Below are 18,881 nucleotides of genomic sequence, written 5' to 3' on the forward strand. Positions count from 1 at the left end.
TTAGTCCTCCCCCAGGATCTGCGGCACCTTGAAACGCTGCTGCTCCTGGGCCGGGGCGCCGGAGAGCGCCTGCTCGGGGGTGAGCGACGGACGGACCTCGTCCTTGCGCATGACGTTCGTCAGCGGCAGCGGGTGCGAAGTCGGCGGTACGTCTTGGTCGGCGACCTCACTGACGCGGGCGACCGCGCCGATGATGTCGTCGAGCTGGCCTGCGAAGTGGTCGAGCTCTTCGGGCTTCAGCTCCAGACGCGCCAGCCGGGCGAGGTGGGCGACCTCCTCGCGCGTGATGCCAGGCATGCGGATCCTCACGGGGTGCGTTTTCTCGGTTTGGGCCCAATCCTATGGGGCGCGGCGCCGTGGTCGGTAAACGGTTTAGGGGGGCGGGGCCCGGTTCCCGCCGAGTACCGGTCACACGTGGCTGGGCGCGCAGTTCCCCGCGCCCCTGAAAGGCGCACTGCGTGCGCCATCTCAGGGTCGGCCTCAGCCACGGGTAGGCGCCCTGGGGGCGCGGAGAACTGCACGACCTCGGCCACGGGTGACCATCTTGGGAGCGCGGAGAACTGCACGACGCCAGCCACGGGTGACCATCTTGGGAGCGCGGAGAACTGCGCGACCTCGGCCACGGGTGACCATCTTGGGGGCGCGGGGAACTGCGCGACCTCGGCCACGGGGGCCCGCACCGCCGGCGGCACCCGCGCCGCCCGCCCAGGGCAGACCCCCACCCCGGTGCGGCACACCTCAGCCGAGGGGCCCGCGCTCATCGACCTGGGACGCCGGAAGCGCCGCAGGCAACCGTTGCCAGCCCCGATCGCCGCGCGCCCGCAGCCACGCCGTCGTCTCGTCCGGCGGCATCGCGGCGGCGACCAGCCAGCCCTGCACCGCGTCGCAGCCCAGGTCCCGAAGCCGCTCCCACGTCTCGTCGTCCTCGACGCCCTCCGCCACGACCAGCAGCCCGAGGGAGTGCGCGAGGTCGACCGTGCACCGCACGATCTCCGCGTCCTCGTTGTCCACGGCGAGCCGCGCCACGAACGACCGGTCGATCTTCAGCTCGCTCACCGGGAGCCGCCGCAGGTGCACCAGCGACGAGTAACCCGTACCGAAGTCGTCGAGCGACATCTTCACGCCGTGCCCGGTCAGCCCGGCCAGGGTGTCCGCGGCGCGCTGCGGGTCCTCCAGGAGTACGTGCTCCGTTATCTCGAGCTGCAACGACCCGGCAGGGACCCCGTGCCGCGCAAGCCGCGCCGCGACCGCTCCCGCGAAGCCCGGCGTGTGGACGTCGCGCGGCGACACGTTCACGGCGACCGGAACGTGCAGCCCCTGCGCCCGCCACCGCGCGACCTGCGCGAGGGCGGTCTCCAGGACGTACTCCGTCAGATGCGGCATGAGCCCGGACGACTCGGCGATGGCGATGAACTCGTCCGGCGGCACCTTCCCGCGCTCCGGATGCACCCACCGTACGAGCGCCTCGAGACCCGCCACCTGTCCGTCGAACCGGACCTTCGGCTGGTAGTGCAGCGCCACCTCGCCCGCGTCGAGCGCGCGCCGCAGGTCGCCCAACAGGCCGAGCCGGTCGGGGGTGTTGGAGTCCCGCTTCGATTCGTACACCTCGACGCCCGTGCGGTCCCGCTTCGCCTGGTACATCGCGACGTCGGCCCGGCGCAGCAGGCCCTCCGCGTCCAGCGCGTGGTCGGGGAAGACGGCGAGTCCCGCGCTCGCCTCCAGTACGAGGGTCAGCCCGTCCAGGTCGAGAGGGGAGCCGAGCGTGGCCACGAGATTGCGGGCCACGCGCGTCGCGGACGTCGTGGAGTCGGCGACCGGCAGCAGCACGGCGAACTCGTCGCCGCCGAGCCGCGCGACCTCCGCGCCGCGCGGCAGCGCCGCTCTCAGCCGATCCGCGACCTGCAACAGGAGCCGGTCACCGGCGAGATGACCGAGCGTGTCGTTGACCGACCGGAACCGGTCGAGGTCGATCAGCATCAGCGCGCTGCGCACCCCGATCCGCTCGGCGTCGTCGAGCGCGGTCCAGGTGCGTTCGAGGAGCCACTGCCGGTTGGGGAGGCCGGTGAGCGGATCGCGCAGCTGCTCCTCGGCGCGGGCCCGGGCGATCCACAGCGTGGAGTCGAGCGCGATCAGCGGGATCGCGAACAGCGGCAGCAGCACCGGAAGCGCGATCGCGACGACGCAGATCAGCGGCGCGATCCCGAGCAGCGCGACGGCGACCAGGCCCTGTCGCACGAGCGCGGTACGGGCGACGGTCGGAAGCCCCGAGTTCGGTGGTGCATGCACGTACCAGAGCAGGGTGCGGGTGATCAGCAGATACGCGATCGCCGCGAGGGCCACCTCCGGCACCGTGGCGAGGTCCCAGTCCTCCGGTTTCCACGGCGTCTCGACGGACGGTACGCGGCCGAACGCGGCGAGGACGAGGGCGCCCGCCCCGATACCGAGGATGTCTATCGCGCCGTGCAGCAGCCCCTGGCGCCAGCAGTGCCTGCGGGCGATGCCGACGAGCACGACGACCGTGAGGCTGACCATGCCCGCGGGCACCCAGCCGTACAGGAGCAGTACGGCGAGGGTGAGGGCGGCGCCGGATCCGGTGCCGCCCCACCAGCGGTCGCGGCCGAGCGCGACGAGGTGGCCGACGATGATCCCGGTCAGGATCGCCAGGCACCAGCCGACCGTGCCGGACGGGAAGAGCGCGTGCTGCTCCGCGAACGCCCAGTAGAAGCCGGCGCCGAGCACCACGGCGGCCAGCGCCACCACCACGCCGGGCAGCAGCGGCACGAGCGCGGCACGCGAGGCCTCCGGCTGCCCGGCGACGTGCTGGTACTGATTGCGCGCGGGCGTCGCCACCCCGACCCGGCCACCCGAGGGAAGGGCTCCTGGAAGCGGCGCGGCCGGCGCCCCCTTCCCCGGCCGGGCGGGCCTGCCGCCGGGACGAACAGGACTGGCGGAGCGGGCGGACACCGCCGCGTGCTCGTCCCGCGCGCCATCGCCGGACGGAAGATCCCTGGAGGGGAGGTTGCCGGACGGACGGTCGCTGGGCGGGAGGGCGCCGGACGGACGGTTGCCGGACGGAAGGTTGCTGGGCGAGAGGTTGCCGGACGGAAGATCCCTGGGCGGAAGGGCGCCGGACGGACGGTCCCGGGACGGCAGGTCACGGTCCCGGGACGGCAGGTCGCTGGAAGGGAATTCGTGGGCGCCGCGGTCGACGGACAGGCCGTCGTTCGTCGCACGCACACCAAAGCGCCCGTCATCGGACGCACCGCCACCAGACGCACCGTCACCGTACGTACCACCACGGGGCGCACCATCACCAGACGCACCACCACGGGGCGCGCCACCACCGGACGTACCACCACGGGGCGCGCCACCACCGGACGCACCACCACCGGACGCACCACCACCGGAGGCACCGTCACCGGCCCCGCCACGGCGGCCGGAAGAAGGCTCGCCGTGCGTGTCCTCGACCTGCGTGGTGCGGCTCGGCAGCGTGTTCGCGGCCGAGGTGTGTTCCGGCTCGTCGGCCGAACTGCCGTTGTCCGCAAGGGGGGTGGGCCCCGGTGCGGCGGAACTCGCCGGGCGGTCGTCCGCCCCGCGCCCCACCGGCCCTTCGTGGCCCGTAACTTCGGCACCGGCCACGCCGGGCACCGCCCTGTTCGCGGCCGGGGCCGCCGCCCCGCCGGTCCGATCGGCGCCGAAGGCGAGTACGCCTCCGCGCCACCATTTGCGCCAGTTCACCACACCACCGCGCTCGTTCTCCCCGTGACCGCTTTCGCTGCCGTCGACTCCGTCGCCGCGGTCGGGACGCCGTGCCGGGTCGCGCCGTGCACGACGACGCGGGCGCAGGCGTGAGTCCGGGGCGGCGCTCTCGGTCGGTTCCATTCCCGTCCCTCTCACTGCCGGCGGCACTCTCCGTCCGCTGCCCGCTTTCCTCGCCTTCAAGTGAGCGAGGATTTGCCCCATCCGCAGCAGGACTCGGCAGGCGCACACCTCAACAGTAGGCCGCAGAAGGCTTCCACGGGCACCAGACGGACGCGCCCGGGCACGGTTGCCCGAATAGGCCCTGGCTTTCCGGCTGCGTCTGGTATGCGCCGTTCGAGTGACCCGCGGCCGCTACTCGGCGGTCTCCTCCTCGGCGGGGAGCGCCACGTCGGCGGCGGCATCGGGCCCCTGTTCCAGCAGGACGGCGAACCCGTCCTCGTCCAGAACCGGAACCTTTACCTGCATGGCCTTGTCGTACTTGGAACCGGGGTTGTCCCCGACGACCACGAACGACGTCTTCTTCGAAACGGAACCCGTCACCTTGGCGCCTCTGCTCTGCAGGGCTTCTTTTGCGCCATCCCGCGTGAACTTCTGGAGCGTTCCGGTGACCACGACCGTGAGTCCTTCGAGCGGTCGCGGCCCTTCGTCCTCACCCGCCCCTTCCTCCTCCATCCTCACACCGGCCTCACGCCACTTCCGCAGAATCTCCCGATGCCAGTCCTCGGCGAACCACTGCTTCACGGAGGCGGCGATGATTCCGCCGACGCCGTCCGTGGCGGCGAGTTCCTCCTCGGTGGCCTGGTCGATGCGGTCGATGGAGCGGAACTCGCGGGCGAGCGCCGCGGCGGCGACCGGGCCGACATGACGGATCGACAGGCCGTTGATGACCCGGGCCAGCGGGCGCGTCTTCGCGGCCTCGATGTGCTCCAGCATCGAGACGGCGTTCTTGCGCGGCTCTCCCGCCTTCGTGGCGAAGATGTCCGCGACCTTCTCCTCGCCCGTCTTCGGGTCGCGCTTGGGAAGTCCGCTGTCCTGGTCGAGGACGTACGCCTTGATGGGCAGGAGCTGGTCCATCGTGAGGTCGAACAGGTCGCCCTCGTCCGTGAGCGGCGGCTGCTCGGGCTCAAGCGGGCCGGTGAGCGCGGCGGCGGCCACGTACCCGAAGTTCTCGATGTCGAGGCACTGGCGGCCGCCCAGGTAGAAGAGGCGCTCGCGCAACTGGGCAGGGCACGTGCGGGCGTTGGGGCAGCGGAGGTCGATGTCGCCCTCCTTCATGGCCCGCAGTTCCGTGCCGCACTCGGGGCACTCGGTGGGCATCACGAACTCGTACTCGCTGCCGTCCCGCAGGTCGGCGACGGGGCCGAGGATCTCGGGGATGACGTCACCGGCCTTGCGGATGACGACCGTGTCCCCGATGAAGACGCCCTTCTTCTTGACGATCTCCTGGTTGTGCAGCGTCGCGAACTCGACCTCGGAGCCCGCGACGGTCACCGGCTCCACCTGCGCGTACGGCGTCACGCGGCCCGTGCGGCCCACGCCCACGCGGATGTTGACCAGCTTGGTGTTGACCTCTTCGGGCGGGAACTTCCAGGCGATGGCCCAGCGCGGGGCGCGCGCAGTGGAGCCGAGGCGGCCCTGGAGGGGGATCTCGTCGAGCTTGATGACGGCGCCGTCGATCTCGTGGTCCACGGAGTGACGGTTCTCCCCGTAGTACGCGATGAACTTCCGTACGCCTTCGAGGTCGTCGACGACCTTGCTGTATTTGGTGGTCGGCAGGCCCCATTCGCGCAGCAGGTCGTACGCCTGCGAGAGGCGGTCGATGTCGAAGCCCTCGCGGGCGCCGATGCCGTGCACCACCATGTGCAGCGGGCGCGTCGCCGTGACGCGCGGGTCCTTCTGGCGCAGTGAACCCGCCGCCGCGTTACGGGGGTTGGCGAAGGGCTTGTCGCCTGCCTCGACGAGCCGCGCGTTCAGCTCCTCGAACTTGTCCATGGGGAAGAAGACTTCGCCGCGGATCTCGACGAGCGGCGGGATGTTCTCGCCCTTGAGGCGGTTCGGGATCTCCGCGATCGTGCGGACGTTGGACGTGATGTCCTCGCCGACCCGGCCGTCCCCGCGCGTGGCCGCGCGCGTGAGCCGTCCGTCCTCGTACGTCAGGTTCACCGCGAGGCCGTCGATCTTCAGCTCGCACAGGAAGTGGTAGCCGGGCGCGCCGACGTCCTTGGCGACGCGGTCGGCCCAGGCCGCCAACTCCTCGTCGTCGAAGGCGTTGTCGAGGGAGAGCATGCGCTCGCGGTGCTCGACGGACGTGAACACCGTCTCGTACTGGCCCGCGACCTTCTGGGTCGGCGAGTCCGGGGTGCGTAGTTCGGGATGCTTCTCCTCCAGCGCCTCCAGGGAACGCAGGAGCTTGTCGAACTCGGCGTCGGAGACGACCGGAGCGTCGTTCACGTAGTACCGGAAGCGGTGCTCCTCGATCTGCTCGGCCAGCTGTGCGTGCTCGTCCCGCGCCTTGGCGGGCACGGAACCCTCGCTCTGCAGTGCGTCAGCCACCGTCTCGTCCTCCCGTTAGCCTTCTTCAGCTTTCGTCCACGGTCACTCAGGGTTGTCCGCAAGTGATCTCGCCGCCCGGACGCAGTGGGCGAGGGCCTCGCGGGCGTACGCGGGTGAGGCACCCGCGAGGCCGCACGACGGCGTGAGCACCACCGAGTCCGCGAGCGAACCCGGATTCAGCCCCAGCCTGCGCCACAGCGTCCTGACACCCATGACGCTACCGGCAGGGTCTGACAATTCGCCGTCCACGCCCGGCACGACACCGGCGACGAGCCGCAGACCGGCCTCGACGGACTCCCCCAGCACGTCGTCGTCACGCTCGGTGAGCAGCGAGAAGTCGAAGGAGACGGCGTCCGCGCCGGCCCGGCGCAGCAGGGCGAACGGGACGTCGGGGGCGCAGGAGTGGACCATGCGCGGGCCGTCGTCGAGCACGTTCATCACGTCGCGCAGCGCGCTCTCGACGAGCTGGCGGTCGACGGCGCGGTGCGTGCGGTACTCGCTGGCGGTCTTGATCTGGCCGCGCAGCACGGCGATGAGGGACGGCTCGTCGAGTTGGAGCATCAGCTGGGCGCCGGGGACGCGGCGGCGTACGTCGGCGAGGTGGGCGCGCAGGCCCTCGGCGAGGGACGCGGCGAGGTCGCGGCAGGCTCCGAGGTCGGAGAGGGCGGCCTCGCCGTTCCTCAACTCCAGGGCGGCGGCGAGCGTCCACGGCCCGACGGCCTGCACCTTCAGCGGCCCCTCGTACCCCTGCGTGAATTCTTCGAGGGCGTCGAGGTCCTCGCCGAGCCAGGACCTGGCGCGCTTGGTGTCCCGGCCGGGCCGGTCACCGATCCGCCAGCCGCTGGGCTCCACGCGCGCGTAGAGGTCGACCAGCAGTCCGGCCGTGCGGCCGATCATGTCGGCGCCCGGGCCGCGCGCGGGCAGCTCGGCGAGGTACGGCATGCCCTGCTCGGGGCCCTCGAAGCTGCCGGTCACGGTCTTGGCGGCCTCGCGGGCGTCGCCACCGGGCATCGAGCCGACGCCCGTGGCCGGCCCCCACCTGAAGTCGCTCTTTTCACTCACGCAGGAAGGGTACGTAACGCCGGCCGCCGGGCGGGCGGCGCGTCAGCGGCCGGGGCGCACCGTGAGGTCGTTGACCTCGGCGTCGCGCGGCAGGTCGACCGCCATGAGGATCGCCGTGGCGATGGACTCGGGGTCGATCCAGCGCTCCGGGTCGTACTCCTTGCCCTCCTGCTGGTGCACCTTGGCCTGCATGGCGCTCGCGGTGCGGCCGGGGTAGACGGAGGTGACGCGCACGCCGTTGCCGTGCTCCTCCTCGCGCAGCGCGTCCGCGAGGCCCTTGAGGCCGTGCTTGGAGGCGCCGTACGCGGACCAGCCCGCGTGCGCGTTCAGGCCGGAGCCGGAGTTCACGAAGACCACGTGGCCCTGGGCGACACGGAGTTGGGGCAGGAAGTGGCGGGTCAGCTCGGCCGGGGCGATCAGGTTGACGTTGAGCTGGTTGCGCCAGGACTTCGGGGTCAGCTCGTCGACCTTGCCCAGGTCGACGACGCCCGCGATGTGCAGCAGCGAGTCGACGCGGTCGGGCAGCGTCTGGTGCGAGAACGCCCAGGACAGCTTGTCCGGGTCGGCGAGGTCGCCGACGAGCGACTTGGCGCCGGGGAACTCGGCGGTGAGCTCCTTGGCGCGGCCCGCGTCGCGCGCGTGGAGGTAGAGCTCGTCGCCGCGCTCGTGCAGACGGCGGGCGACGGCGGCGCCGATTCCGGAACCGGCGCCGGTGATCACATGTGTAGCCATGCCCGCCATGCTCGCACTACTCGACGCCGCGCGACTCCTCGAGGTAAGCCAGGGCGCCGACCGGCTCCTCGGCGAAGAACACGAGGTCAGTGAGGGGCACGGGGAGGAAGCCCTCGTCCTCCATGCGCCGGAACTGCTCCTTGAGCCCGTCGTAGAACCCGGCCGAGTTCAGCAGCACGATCGGCTTGTCGGTCTTGCCGTGCTTCTTCAGCTCCAGGATCTCGGTGGCCTCGTCGAGGGTGCCGGTGCCGCCCACCATGATCACGACGGCGTCGGCCTTCTCCAGGAGCAGCGCCTTGCGCTCGGCGAGGTCCCCCGCGATCACCATCTCGTCGGGCGCGGACACGGCGCGCGCCTTGGCGGCGAGAAAGTCCACGGACACCCCGGTGAGCCGCCCGCCGGCCTCCGCCACCCCGTCGGCGACGACCTTCATGAGCCCGCTCTCGGACCCGCCCCACACGAGCGTGTGCCCGCCCTTGCCGAGCAGTTCGGCGAATTCGCGGGCGGGGCGGGTGTAACGCTCGTCGAGGTCGGCGGCGGAGAGGAAGACGCAGATGTTCATGCCCCTACCGTACGGTCCGCCTCTGACAGCGGACCGCGGCCACCGGCCCCCGAGAGGCACCCGGCGCACGATGTCCTCGGTCCGGTCGGCGGGGTCGAGTGCCATGGCCGGGAAGAACTCGTCCACTGTGAGCGCTGACACAGTCATGACTCAAGGACACACGATCACCGTCGAGCAGGGCTCGCAGCGCGTGCGGGTCGTCCACGAAGGGCGGGTGCTCGCCGAGAGCACGCGTCCCCTGGTGCTGCGGGAGACCGGCTGTCCGGTGCGCTACTACCTCCCTCCGGAGGATGTGCGGACCGAGCTGCTGACTCCCTCGAACACGACTACGCACTGCCCCTTCAAGGGAGACGCCTCCTACTGGTCGGTGCCGGGGGCGCGGGACCTGGTGTGGGCGTATCCGGAACCGAAGAGCGACGTGGCCGCCATCAAGGACCACCTGTGCTTCTACGAGACGCAGGTCGATGCCGCGTAACCACGCGCGCGTGGTCGAATGAGGAGGTACACGGCGCAAGGCGGAGGGTGAGGCGGCATGACTCACGGAGACGGGCAGCAGAACGTTCCGACGGGCGGGTTCGGCGCTCCCCCACCGCCGTTCGCCCCGGCGCCGCCGCCGCACCCTCCGGCGGTCCCGCCCGCTCCGCCCGCTCCGCCCGGTCCACCCGCGGCGCCCGCCGCTCCCCCGATGCCGCCGGGCGTTCCTCCGGCCCAGGCCGCGGGCCCCGAGTTCATCGCGGCCGACGAGTACAACGGCGTGGTCGTGGACGCCGAGGGCGTGCACTTCGAGCAGGGGCCGCACGCCATCGACCTGCCGTGGGCGCAGCTGCGCACCGTGCAGTTCCAGCCGCTGCCGCAGGGCCTGTCCGTGGCGGCGGTGACGGCGCAGGGGCCGGTCTACGAGTGCCGGGTGCGGGCCCGCCGCAAGTCCCAGGCCACGCAGTGGCTCACGGATCTGCCGGGCGTCCTGCACCACTACCTCCAAGGGAGGTAGCAGGCTGCCACGACGGGGCCTACGCCACCGCCGCGGCCCGCTCCGTCGTCGCGATCGTCGCCGAGCCCACCACGCGCGTGCCGTCGTACAGCACGATCGCCTGCCCCGGGGCCACGCCGCGGACGGCCTCCGTGAAGGAGACCCGCAGCTCGTCGTCGACCAGCTCCGCGCGGACCTCGGTCTCGCCTCCGTGGGCGCGGAGTTGGGCGGTGTACGTGCCGGGGCCCGAGGGGGCGGCGCCGCACCAGCGGGGCTTGATCGCGGTGAGGGCCGTGACGTCGAGGGAGTCGACCGGGCCCACCGTGACCGTGTTGTTCACCGGGGAGATGTCCAGGACGTAGCGCGGCTTGCCGTCGGGGGCGGGGGTGCCGATGCGCAGGCCCTTGCGCTGGCCGATGGTGTACCCGTAGGCGCCCTCGTGAGTGCCCAGCTTCGTCCCCGCCTCGTCGACGATGTCGCCCTCCGCCTTGCCGAGGCGGCCGGCGAGGAAGCCCTGGGTGTCGCCGTCGGCGATGAAGCAGATGTCGTGCGAGTCGGGCTTCTTGGCGACCGCGAGGTCGCGGCGCTCGGCCTCCGCGCGGATCTCTTCCTTGGTCGTCTCCGTGTCGCCCAGCGGGAACATCGCGTGGGCGAGCTGCCGGTCGTCGAGGACCCCGAGGACGTACGACTGGTCCTTGGCCATGTCGGCGGCGCGGTGCAGCTCGCGCTCGCCCCGCTCGTTGACGACGACCTGCGCGTAGTGGCCGGTGCAGACTGCGTCGAAGCCGAGGGCGAGCGCCTTGTCGAGGAGCGCGGCGAACTTGATCTTCTCGTTGCAGCGCAGGCACGGGTTGGGCGTGCGCCCGGCCTCGTACTCGGCGATGAAGTCCTCGACGACGTCCTCGCGGAAGCGCTCGGCGAGGTCCCACACGTAGAACGGGATGCCGATGACGTCGGCCGCGCGGCGCGCGTCGCGGGAGTCTTCGATGGTGCAGCAGCCACGCGCGCCCGTGCGGAACGATTGCGGGTTCGCCGAGAGCGCGAGGTGTACGCCCGTCACGTCGTGGCCCGCTTCGGCGGCGCGGGCCGCCGCGACGGCGGAGTCCACGCCGCCGGACATGGCGGCGAGTACGCGGAGCGGGCGGTCGGCAGGGAGCGTCGAGGTCTGCGAAGTCATAGCACTAACAGGGTACGGGCCCGTGGGAACCGAATCGTTCGGTTATCCGTTGTGGATCTCGTACGGGACTGACGGGGGCGTCACATGGGGAAGCAGGGAGCCGGGTCGGGGAAGGGCCGCGGCGGGGACCGGGACCGTGGGGTCAGCCGGCGGACGTTGATCATCGGCGGGGCCGCGTCGGCGGTGGGCGTCGGGCTGCTGGCGCGCGGCGATCTCGCCCGCATGTGGTGGCAGATGCCGGGGGTCGACAAGCCGCGCGAGGCCGGCGCGGTGGACTTCAAGGGCGCGGAGTGGGTGGCCGCGGCGGCGGCGAACTGGCGGCGGGCGGACCGTCCGGACGACTACTCGATCGACCGCGTCATCATTCACGTCACCCAGGGCAGCTACCAGGGGACGCTGAAGGTCTTCAAGGATCCGTGGCACGGGGCGGCCGCGCACTACGTAGTGCGGCAGGACGGCCATATCGCGCAGATGATCCGGGAGTTGGACGTCGCGTTCCACGCCGGGAACCGGGACTACAACGAGCGCAGTGTCGGCATCGAGCACGAGGGCTTCGTGGACCGGCCCGAGGACTTCACCGACGCCATGTACGAGGCGTCGGCGCGGCTCACCGCCCGGATATGCAGGCGCTACGACATGCCGGTCGACCGGAAGCACATCATCGGGCACGTCGAGGTGCCGGGCACCGACCACACCGATCCCGGGCCGCACTGGGACTGGGACCGGTACATACGCCTGGTGAAGGCGGCGTACGAGCGGGACGGCGCCGCCAAGGCGTGACAGCCAAGGCGTGACAGCGCCCGCCCTACGTCAGGCCCGCCGACCGCGCCCGCTCCACCACGGGTCCGATCGCCGTCGCCACCGACTCCACGTCCGCCTTCGTCGTCGTGTGGCCGAGGGAGAAGCGGAGCGTGCCGCGGGCCAGGTCCGGGTCCGTGCCGGTCGCGAGGAGTACGTGGCTGGGCTGGGCCACGCCCGCGGTGCAGGCGGAGCCGGTGGAGCACTCGATGCCCTGCGCGTCCAGGAGCAGCAGAAGGGAGTCGCCCTCGCAGCCGGGGAAGGTGAAGTGGGCGTTGGCGGGCAGCCGGCCGCCGGGCGTGGGGTCGCCGCCGAGGATCGCCTCGGGGACGGCCGCGCGGACGGCGTCCACGAGGGCGTCCCGCAGCGCGCCGATCTCGCGGGCGAACCACTCGCGCCGCTCGCTCGCGATCCGGCCCGCCGTGGCGAAGGCGGCGATGGCGGGGACGTCGAGCGTGCCGGAGCGGACGTGCCGCTCCTGCCCGCCGCCGTGCAGTACGGGGACGGGGCTGTACTCACGACCGAGCAGGAGGGCGCCGATGCCGTAGGGGCCGCCGATCTTGTGGCCCGAGACCGTCATGGCGGCGAGGCCCGAGGCCGCGAAGTCGACCGGGAGCTGCCCGTAGGCCTGGACCGCGTCGGCGTGCAGCGGGATGCCGAACTCGGCCGCCACATCGGCCAGTTCGCGTACCGGCTGGATCGTGCCGATCTCGTTGTTGGCCCACATGACCGTGGCGAGCGCGAGGTCGTCGGGGTCGCGCTCGATCGCCTCGCGCAGCGCGTCGGGGTGCACCCGGCCGTGCGCGTCGACGGGGAGGTACTCGACGTTCGCGCCCTCCTGCTCGGCGAGCCAGTGCACGGCGTCGAGGACGGCGTGGTGCTCGACGGGGCTGGCGAGGACCCGGGTGCGGGCCGGGTCCGCGGCGCGGCGCGCCCAGTACAGGCCCTTGACGGCGAGGTTGTCGGCCTCCGTGCCGCCCGAGGTGAACACGACCTCGCTCGGCCGGGCGCCGAGCGAGGCGGCGAGGGTCTCGCGGGACTCCTCGACGGTGCGCCGGGCGCGGCGTCCCGCGGCGTGCAGGGACGAGGCGTTGCCGGTGACGGCGAGCTGGGCGGTCATCGCCTCGACCGCCTCCGGGAGCATGGGCGTGGTCGCGGCGTGGTCGAGGTAAGCCATGGTGGGCTCGATTCTACGAGCCTCCCGCCGCGCCCCGGCCGCCGCGTGCGGCTCGGCCGGTTACGGCTCGGCCGGTTACCCCTCAGCCGGTTACGGCTCAGCCCGCGATGCTCCACGACATCGTGCCGTCGGCCGCGACGAGGGCGGCGAGCACGACGAGGTCGGCCACGCCGAGGCCGAGGCCCAGGAGGGCCCGGCCGCGCCGTTCGGTGCCGCGCCACAGGGCGAGGGACGCGAGGACGATCGCGACGGGGCCGAGGAAGACGTTCATGACGAGCAGCCCGACGAGGCCGAGCACGAACGAGGCGACGGCCATGCCGTCGGTGTCGCGGCGGCCTGCGGGACGGGTCCGCTCCTTCGGCTGCGCGGCGCGCGGCTGTGCGGTGAGCTGCATGGTTGGTACCCCCTTGATGTGTCGGTGTCAGCCGCGATTGCGGGCGTGACGCTCGCGGACCGCGAAGACGGCCAGCCAGACACCGATGACGGCGGCGGCGACGAGCGTGATGGGCAGCGGGGCGTGGGCCACGGTGCCGAGCGCGAAGCCCAGCAGCAGGAGGGCCGCTACGAGGAACAGCACGAGGACCTCTCAGAAGTAGGGTTACAACTGTTCACTGACTGACGAGTCTAGCTCGCGCCACGACTTCCTCATTACAGAGAACAGTTGTTAACTGGATGACATGAGTCACACATGCGGCACCCGTCAGGCGCGGAAGCAGAAGACCCGGCAGGCACTCCTGGACGCGGCGCTCGAACTGCTGGAGGGCCAGAGCCTCAGCAGCCTCGGCCTCCGCGAGGTGACGCGCGCCGTGGGTGTGACCCCGACCGCGTTCTACCGGCACTTCGACAGCACGGCCGACCTCGGGGTCGCCCTGGTCGAGGAGGCGCTCGGCAGCCTGCACTCGGTGATCCGCGACGCGCTGAACGAGACGTGGGACAGCGACGAACGCATCGCGCGCGCCATCGAACTGATCGCCCGTCATGTGCGCGCGTACCCGGCGCACGTCCGCTTCATCGCGCGCGAGCGGCACGGCGGCGTGCGGCGGGTACGCGAGGCGATCGGCGAGCAGCTCGAACGGTTCACCGTCGAGGTCCGGGAGGCGCTGCGCCACGATCCCGACGCGGCGGGCTGGAGCGACGACGATCTGACGATGCTGGCGAATCTGTACGTCGATCACATGCTGGTGACGGCATCGCTGCTGCTCGGGACGGATGCCGAGGAGTTCGAACGGGTGGCGGCCCGGGCCGGGCGCCAGCTCCGTCTCGTACGGATCGGGAGAAAGCACTGGCTCGATGTGTCATGACCAACTAGCGTTACGGTCATGACAGCAGCCGAATGGAACCTCGACCGCAGCTTCTCCAGCTCGTCCGGCGAGATCCGCTGGACGGCACTCGGGCCGGCCGGAGCGCCGCCCGTCGTCCTCGTGCACGGCACGCCGTTCTCCTCGTACGTCTGGCGGCAGCCGGCCCGCGCGCTGGCGCGCCAACACCGCGTGTACGTATGGGACCTGCCCGGATACGGCGCCTCCGAGAAGCGCCCCGACCAGGACCTCTCACTCGACGCCCAGGCCCGCGTCCTGACCGAACTGCTCGCCCACTGGGGCCTCACCGAGGAAGGGCGCCAACCGGGCGTCGTCGCCCACGACTTCGGCGGCACCATCTCACTGCGCGCACACCTGTTGCACGGCGCCGCGTACGCGCGGCTCGCGCTGGTCGACCCGGTGGCGATCCGGCCGTGGGGCTCCCCCACGTACCGCCTGCTCGGTGAACGCTCCGACGTGTTCAGGCAGTTGCCGCCCGATCTGCACGAGGCGCTCGTGCACCGCTACGTCGCCTCCGGCAGCCACGCCGGTCTGCACCCCGACACGCACGCGCGCGTGGTCGAGCCCTGGCTGACCGAGGCGGGCAAGGACTCCTTCTACCGGCAGATCGAGCAGAACCCCCCGTTGGCCGCCACCGACGACATCCAGGACCGCTACGGGGAGTTGGACCTGCCCGTGCTGGTCGCCTGGGGCGCCGAGGACACCTGGATCCCGGTCGCGCGGGCGCACGAGCTGGCCAAGCTGATCCCCGGCGCCGAGCTGCGGATCATCGAGGGCGCCGGACATCTCGTCCAGGAGGACGCCCCCGCGGAACTCGCCGCCGTACTGGGCGAGTTCCTGCGTACGACCCCCTGAAAAGGATCAGCCGAGGCGTACCCGCGCCAGCTGCCGCGACTGGGCCACCAGGCGGTCCTTCGCGTCCCAGACCTCGGCGTCCTCCTCAAGGAAGCCGCCCGCCAGGTTCCGCGTCGTGATCGACACGCGCAGCGGGCCAGGGGCCGGGCGGCAGCGCACATGGACGGTCAGCTCGACCGTCGGCACCCAGCCCTTGAGGCCCATCTCGAAGGCGGTCGGCGGCAGCGCGTCCACCGCGAGCAGCAGCGAAAGCGGGTCCATGTCGCGGCCGTCGGCGAGGCCGAACCAGGCCCGCATCTCGCCCTTGCCGGACGGCGCGCCGAGCGCCCAGCCGAGGGTGGCCGGGTCGAGCTTCAGGTGCAGCCGGTCGGAGATCGCGTTGCTGCCGGGCACGGCCGGCGCGCCCTCGGGTGCGTCGCCCGCGCCGAAGCACTGCTCGACGGGCGGCATGACGGGCGGCTGGGCGCTCGTGCGTACGTCGTCGGGGAGCGCGTCCAGGTCGCCGTACGAGGCGATGACCCGGATCCGCTCGACCTCGCTGCCGTCCTCCGCGTACTGGAAGAGGGAGGCCTGTCCCGTCGAGAGGGTGCGGCCGGTGCGGGCCACGTCGGTCCTGATCACGGCGGGGCCCGGCGCGGAGGCGGTGAGGTAGTGCGCAGAGACCGAGAACGGGTCGTCGTGCGGCAAGGCGTCCGCGAGGGCGCGGCCGAGCACGGCGAGGAGGTAGCCGCCGTTGAGGGCGTTGATGATCGTCCAGCCCGCGGAGAGGTCGATGTCGTAGACCCCGGGCTCGCCCGCGCGCCGGGTCACGGCGGTGTCGCGGTCGAACTCGCTGTCGCCGATGGTGGCGCCGGCGGTGGCCGCCCGGCCCTGCGTGGATACTGCGTCTGCCATACCGGGAAGGTACAACACGTGACTACTAAGCGGTAGCTTTTGTTGCTGGGACCACAGCCGGGCCGGGTACGGGGCGTACGGGGAGGTCGCGCGGCGCCACCCCGTGGTACCCCGCGAGCAGCGGCCTCGGCAGTGGGCCCTTGATCCGTGCCCCGCCCTCGTACTCCTCCCAGGCGTGCGCGAGGACCCCGACGCTGCGGGAGAGCACGAACAGGCCGCGGCCCAGCTCGGGCGGGAAGCCCAGCTCGGCGTAGATGATCGCGGTCGCGCCGTCGATGTTCATGGGGACCGGCTTCGTACGCCCCGCGCTCAGTGCCTCCTCCAACGCGAGCCCGGCGGCCAGCGCGCGCCCCGGCACCTCCCCGGCGGCCACCGCCTCCCGGACCAGGTCGAGCAGCGGGTCGCGGCGCGGGTCGTGCGGGTGGAAGCGGTGGCCGAAGCCGGGAACGTACGCCTTGCGCTCCTTGAACTCCCGTACGAGCTCGGCCGGTTCGGCGCCCTCGACGATCCGCGCCAGGACCTCCATGCACTGCTGGCCCGCGCCGCCGTGGGTGTCGCCGAGCAGGCCGGCGCCTGTGGCGACCGCGCTGTTCAGGCCCACTCCGCAGGTCGCCGCCATGCGCGCGGCGGCGATGGACGGGGCCTGCGGGCCGTGGTCGACGGCGGCGACGAGGGCGGCCTCAAGGAGCCTTCCCTGTACGGGAGTCGGCAGCTCGCCGCGGAGCAGCAGCCAGATCTGTTCGGCGAAGGTGATCCGGCCGATGAGCTGCTCGACGGGGTAGCCGCGCAGCAGGATCTCGCCGGGGCGGATGCGGCTGACGGCGGTGGACCACCAGTCGGTGACCTTGTCCTCCTCGACGAATCCTGCGCGGTCCTGCTCGACGAATCCCGCGCGGTCCCGCTCGATGAGCCCGGCGGGCTCGTGGGTGTCGCGGGGCTCACTCGGCTCGCTCATCACACCGTTCCCTTCGTCCGGAGTTCCTCGATCTCCCGCTGTCCGTAACCGAGTTCGGCCAGCACCGTGTCCGTGTGCTCGCCGAGCCGTGGCGGCGGGCCGCCAGGGCCCACCGGTCGCCCGTCGACCTGGACCGCGCTGCCGAGGACCTCCAGGGCGCGGTCGCGGCCGTCGGGGAAAGGCAGGCGGTGCACGAAGCCGCGCGCCGCGAGCTGGTCGAGGCCGAGCGCGTCGGGGACGGACAGGACGCGGGCCGCGGGGACGCCGGCGTCGGAGAGGATCTCCTCCCACTCCTTCGCGGTACGCAGGGCGAGGCCCGCCTCGATCTGGTCGCGCAGCGCGTCGCGGTGCGTCTTGCGGTCGGCGGGGTGGGTGAAGCGCGGGTCGGCCAGGAGGTCCTCGCGGTCGATGAGGCGGCACAGGGTGGCGAACTGCTGCTGGCGGTTGGCGGCGATGTTGAGGTGTCCTTCGGCTGTGGTGAAGGTGCCGGAGGGGGCCGCGGTGAAGTTCTCGTTGCCCATGGGCCGCGGAGTGCTGCCGGTGATCAGGTAGTTGGAGGTGACCCAGCCCATCGCGGTGAGCGCGGCCTCCAGCATCGATACGTCGAGGAGCGCGCCCTGTCCGGTGCGGCCGCGACGCACGAGGGCGGCCGCGATCGCGTACGCCGCCGCCATGCCGCCGAGCGTGTCGGCGACCGGGAATCCGGCGCGCAGCGGGGTGACCTCGGGGGTGCCGGTGACGCTCATCATGCCGCTGAGGCCCTGCACGATCTGGTCGTAGGCGGGGCGTTCGCGCATCGGCCCGGTCTGGCCGAAGCCGGAGATGGCGCAGTAGACGAGGCCGGGGTTGTGCCCCTTCAGGACCTCCCAGCCGAGGCCGAGGCGGCCCATGACGCCGGGCCGGAAGTTCTCCACGAGGACGTCTGCCTCGCGCACGGCCCGCAGCAACGCCTCTTTCCCCTCGGGGGACTTGAGGTCGAGGGTGAGGGAGCGCTTGCCCGCGTTCTGCGCGAGGAAGGAGGCGCCGAGCAGCTCTTCGCTCAGGGCCCGGTCGGCGCCCAACTGCCGTGCCAGGTCGCCGGATTCGGGCATCTCGACCTTGACGACGTCGGCGCCCTGGAGGGCGAGCTGGTAGCCCGCGAAGGGGCCGGCGAGGACGTTCGTGAGGTCGAGGACGCGTATCCCGTCCAAGAGTGGTGCGGCGTTCATCGGGCCGTGCCTCCGATGCAGTCGAGGGCGGTGAGTTCGGTGGCGGATTCGACGAGGAGCTTGCCGAAGTCGGCCACGGCCTCGTCCGTGAAGCGGACGGTGGGCCCGCCGAGCGCGAGCGCGGCGACGACGCGGCCGCCCTTGTCGAAGACGGGCGCGGCGACGCCGGACACGCCCGCCTCGCGCTCTCCGTGGCTGGCCGACCAGCCCGTCACCGCGGCCCGCTCGGCCCGCTCCCCCAGCAGCTCCGGCCAGTTCTCGTGCGGCGCCCCGGCCGCGACCGCCTCGATGTCCGCCCGCTCGGCGCGCGAGAGCAGCACATGGCTCGCGGCGCCGGACCACAGCGGCATCTCCTCGCCGACGCGGACCACGTGCCGCAGCGTGCGGGTGCCCTCGTGCCGGGCGATGCAGACGCGGGCGCCCTGCTGACGTACGTACAGGTGCACGGCCTCGCCGCCGCTGGCCTCGCTCAGCCGCTTCATCAGGGCGAGCGCGGACTCGGGCAACTGCCAGGTGGAGGCGGCCAGTTCGGCCCAGCGCAGCAGGCCGGGTCCTGGGACGGTGCGGCCGTCGCCGCGGCTCCACAGCAGGCCGCACTGCTCAAGGGTGTGCACGAGGCGGACGACGGTGGACTTGGCGAGGCCCGTCGCGTCGACCAGCTCGCGGACGGTGCGGGCCGGGTGCTCGGCGTCGTACAGGGCGAGCAGGTCGACCGCGCGCTGGACGCTGCGCACGCCTCCCGCTTCGGACTCGGACATGGTTCTCCTCCCGGCGGCAAACACATGGGCGCCGACCTCTTGCCACGAGGTGGGCCCCTCCATAACATCACCGAACCATTCAGCGGCACAAGAGAACCA

The 18,881-nt window shown here is 72.2% G+C and carries 19 protein-coding genes; 5 read left to right on the forward strand and 14 right to left on the reverse strand.

From position 1 onward, the window contains the following. From gatC to RBJ65_RS25320, 6 genes are all read right to left on the reverse strand, one after another. Window positions 1–297, reverse strand: coding sequence for an Asp-tRNA(Asn)/Glu-tRNA(Gln) amidotransferase subunit GatC (gatC, locus tag RBJ65_RS25295; RefSeq protein ID WP_016432511.1), 297 nt, complete (start codon window positions 295–297; stop codon window positions 1–3). Window positions 298–738: 441 nt separating this feature from the next. Continuing rightward, on the reverse strand, window positions 739–2,781 hold the full coding sequence (locus RBJ65_RS25300; protein WP_306318918.1) for a bifunctional diguanylate cyclase/phosphodiesterase: 2,043 nt from the start codon (window positions 2,779–2,781) through the stop codon (window positions 739–741). Window positions 2,782–4,113: 1,332 nt separating this feature from the next. Beyond that, window positions 4,114–6,315, reverse strand: a complete 2,202-nt coding sequence (gene ligA / locus RBJ65_RS25305) for an NAD-dependent DNA ligase LigA (RefSeq protein ID WP_306318836.1) — start codon at window positions 6,313–6,315, stop codon at window positions 4,114–4,116. Between the two features lie 42 nt (window positions 6,316–6,357). Further along, entirely contained in the window at window positions 6,358–7,377 is a 1,020-nt protein-coding gene (locus RBJ65_RS25310; RefSeq protein WP_306318837.1) for a methionine synthase, read from the reverse strand. 42 nt (window positions 7,378–7,419) lie between these two features. Then, window positions 7,420–8,118 carry an SDR family oxidoreductase gene (locus RBJ65_RS25315; protein ID WP_306318838.1) on the reverse strand — a complete coding sequence of 233 codons (699 nt, stop codon included), beginning with the start codon at window positions 8,116–8,118 and terminating at the stop codon, window positions 7,420–7,422. A 7-nt stretch (window positions 8,119–8,125) separates the two neighbouring features. Continuing rightward, window positions 8,126–8,671: a TIGR00730 family Rossman fold protein gene (locus RBJ65_RS25320; protein WP_306318839.1), complete on the reverse strand. Its 546-nt coding sequence runs from the start codon at window positions 8,669–8,671 to the stop codon at window positions 8,126–8,128. Between the two features lie 145 nt (window positions 8,672–8,816). On the opposite strand from RBJ65_RS25320, the gene RBJ65_RS25325 reads away from it, so the two are divergent. Together RBJ65_RS25325 and RBJ65_RS25330 are read left to right on the forward strand one after the other, a co-directional pair. Further along, complete coding sequence (locus tag RBJ65_RS25325) at window positions 8,817–9,146, forward strand: DUF427 domain-containing protein (RefSeq protein WP_306318919.1); 330 nt, start codon at window positions 8,817–8,819, stop codon at window positions 9,144–9,146. A gap of 57 nt (window positions 9,147–9,203) precedes the next feature. Next, the gene (locus tag RBJ65_RS25330) at window positions 9,204–9,662 is read left to right on the forward strand and encodes a hypothetical protein (protein WP_306318840.1); all 459 of its coding nucleotides are present in this window, start codon (window positions 9,204–9,206) and stop codon (window positions 9,660–9,662) included. Window positions 9,663–9,681: 19 nt separating this feature from the next. On the opposite strand, the gene mnmA is transcribed toward RBJ65_RS25330, so the two are convergent. Further along, the gene (gene mnmA, locus RBJ65_RS25335; RefSeq protein WP_306318841.1) at window positions 9,682–10,818 is read right to left on the reverse strand and encodes a tRNA 2-thiouridine(34) synthase MnmA; all 1,137 of its coding nucleotides are present in this window, start codon (window positions 10,816–10,818) and stop codon (window positions 9,682–9,684) included. Between the two features lie 84 nt (window positions 10,819–10,902). Between mnmA and RBJ65_RS25340 the strand changes: the two genes are divergently transcribed. Continuing rightward, the gene (locus tag RBJ65_RS25340) at window positions 10,903–11,598 is read left to right on the forward strand and encodes an N-acetylmuramoyl-L-alanine amidase (RefSeq protein WP_306318842.1); all 696 of its coding nucleotides are present in this window, start codon (window positions 10,903–10,905) and stop codon (window positions 11,596–11,598) included. Between the two features lie 25 nt (window positions 11,599–11,623). Here RBJ65_RS25340 and RBJ65_RS25345 read toward each other — a convergent pair whose 3' ends face one another. The 3 genes from RBJ65_RS25345 to RBJ65_RS25355 all read right to left on the reverse strand — a co-directional run bounded on the left by RBJ65_RS25345 (window position 11,624) and on the right by RBJ65_RS25355 (window position 13,370). Continuing rightward, entirely contained in the window at window positions 11,624–12,793 is a 1,170-nt protein-coding gene (locus RBJ65_RS25345; protein WP_306318843.1) for a cysteine desulfurase family protein, read from the reverse strand. 97 nt (window positions 12,794–12,890) lie between these two features. Then, a complete protein-coding gene (locus RBJ65_RS25350) occupies window positions 12,891–13,187 on the reverse strand; it encodes a hypothetical protein (protein ID WP_372341260.1) in 297 nt (98 codons plus the stop codon). Window positions 13,188–13,214: 27 nt separating this feature from the next. Further along, a complete protein-coding gene (locus RBJ65_RS25355; RefSeq protein ID WP_306318844.1) occupies window positions 13,215–13,370 on the reverse strand; it encodes a hypothetical protein in 156 nt (51 codons plus the stop codon). A gap of 100 nt (window positions 13,371–13,470) precedes the next feature. On the opposite strand from RBJ65_RS25355, the gene RBJ65_RS25360 reads away from it, so the two are divergent. Next, on the forward strand, window positions 13,471–14,094 hold the full coding sequence (locus tag RBJ65_RS25360; RefSeq protein WP_306318845.1) for a TetR family transcriptional regulator: 624 nt from the start codon (window positions 13,471–13,473) through the stop codon (window positions 14,092–14,094). 18 nt (window positions 14,095–14,112) lie between these two features. Further along, window positions 14,113–14,967, forward strand: a complete 855-nt coding sequence (locus RBJ65_RS25365; protein WP_306318846.1) for an alpha/beta fold hydrolase — start codon at window positions 14,113–14,115, stop codon at window positions 14,965–14,967. A 6-nt stretch (window positions 14,968–14,973) separates the two neighbouring features. Here the strand turns inward: RBJ65_RS25365 and RBJ65_RS25370 are convergent, their stop codons facing one another. From RBJ65_RS25370 to RBJ65_RS25385, 4 genes are read right to left on the reverse strand one after another with little or no spacing between them, the layout of a single operon-like run. Continuing rightward, on the reverse strand, window positions 14,974–15,861 hold the full coding sequence (locus RBJ65_RS25370; RefSeq protein ID WP_306318847.1) for a thioesterase family protein: 888 nt from the start codon (window positions 15,859–15,861) through the stop codon (window positions 14,974–14,976). A 25-nt stretch (window positions 15,862–15,886) separates the two neighbouring features. Continuing rightward, the gene (locus RBJ65_RS25375) at window positions 15,887–16,816 is read right to left on the reverse strand and encodes a citryl-CoA lyase (protein WP_306318848.1); all 930 of its coding nucleotides are present in this window, start codon (window positions 16,814–16,816) and stop codon (window positions 15,887–15,889) included. Beyond that, window positions 16,816–18,024, reverse strand: a complete 1,209-nt coding sequence (locus RBJ65_RS25380) for a CaiB/BaiF CoA-transferase family protein (protein ID WP_306318849.1) — start codon at window positions 18,022–18,024, stop codon at window positions 16,816–16,818. The genes RBJ65_RS25375 and RBJ65_RS25380 overlap by 1 nt, the downstream gene beginning before the upstream one ends. Then, window positions 18,021–18,782 (reverse strand): IclR family transcriptional regulator, encoded by a 762-nt coding sequence (locus RBJ65_RS25385; protein ID WP_306318850.1) that lies wholly within the window; start codon window positions 18,780–18,782, stop codon window positions 18,021–18,023. Before RBJ65_RS25385 ends, RBJ65_RS25380 begins: the two co-directional genes overlap by 4 nt. Between the last annotated feature and the right edge of the window lie 99 nt (window positions 18,783–18,881).

Origin of the sequence: Streptomyces sp. KL109B (genome assembly GCF_030766935.1) — a bacterium.
Classification (GTDB): Bacteria; Actinomycetota; Actinomycetes; order Streptomycetales; family Streptomycetaceae; genus Streptomyces.

What these genes read in the sequence shown, in the direction of transcription:
- gatC (WP_016432511.1), bottom strand. Translation starts at nt 297, where the DNA reads ATGCCTGGCATCACGCGCGAGGAGGTCGCCCACCTCGCCCGGCTGGCG.
- RBJ65_RS25315 (WP_306318838.1), bottom strand. Translation starts at nt 8,118, where the DNA reads ATGGCGGGCATGGCTACACATGTGATCACCGGCGCCGGTTCCGGAATC.
- RBJ65_RS25320 (WP_306318839.1), bottom strand. Translation starts at nt 8,671, where the DNA reads ATGAACATCTGCGTCTTCCTCTCCGCCGCCGACCTCGACGAGCGTTAC.
- RBJ65_RS25325 (WP_306318919.1), top strand. Translation starts at nt 8,817, where the DNA reads ATGACTCAAGGACACACGATCACCGTCGAGCAGGGCTCGCAGCGCGTG.
- RBJ65_RS25330 (WP_306318840.1), top strand. Translation starts at nt 9,204, where the DNA reads ATGACTCACGGAGACGGGCAGCAGAACGTTCCGACGGGCGGGTTCGGC.
- mnmA (WP_306318841.1), bottom strand. Translation starts at nt 10,818, where the DNA reads ATGACTTCGCAGACCTCGACGCTCCCTGCCGACCGCCCGCTCCGCGTA.
- RBJ65_RS25340 (WP_306318842.1), top strand. Translation starts at nt 10,903, where the DNA reads ATGGGGAAGCAGGGAGCCGGGTCGGGGAAGGGCCGCGGCGGGGACCGG.
- RBJ65_RS25345 (WP_306318843.1), bottom strand. Translation starts at nt 12,793, where the DNA reads ATGGCTTACCTCGACCACGCCGCGACCACGCCCATGCTCCCGGAGGCG.
- RBJ65_RS25350 (WP_372341260.1), bottom strand. Translation starts at nt 13,187, where the DNA reads ATGCAGCTCACCGCACAGCCGCGCGCCGCGCAGCCGAAGGAGCGGACC.
- RBJ65_RS25360 (WP_306318845.1), top strand. Translation starts at nt 13,471, where the DNA reads ATGAGTCACACATGCGGCACCCGTCAGGCGCGGAAGCAGAAGACCCGG.
- RBJ65_RS25365 (WP_306318846.1), top strand. Translation starts at nt 14,113, where the DNA reads ATGACAGCAGCCGAATGGAACCTCGACCGCAGCTTCTCCAGCTCGTCC.
- RBJ65_RS25370 (WP_306318847.1), bottom strand. Translation starts at nt 15,861, where the DNA reads ATGGCAGACGCAGTATCCACGCAGGGCCGGGCGGCCACCGCCGGCGCC.
- RBJ65_RS25375 (WP_306318848.1), bottom strand. Translation starts at nt 16,816, where the DNA reads ATGAGCGAGCCGAGTGAGCCCCGCGACACCCACGAGCCCGCCGGGCTC.
- RBJ65_RS25380 (WP_306318849.1), bottom strand. Translation starts at nt 18,024, where the DNA reads ATGAACGCCGCACCACTCTTGGACGGGATACGCGTCCTCGACCTCACG.
- RBJ65_RS25385 (WP_306318850.1), bottom strand. Translation starts at nt 18,782, where the DNA reads ATGTCCGAGTCCGAAGCGGGAGGCGTGCGCAGCGTCCAGCGCGCGGTC.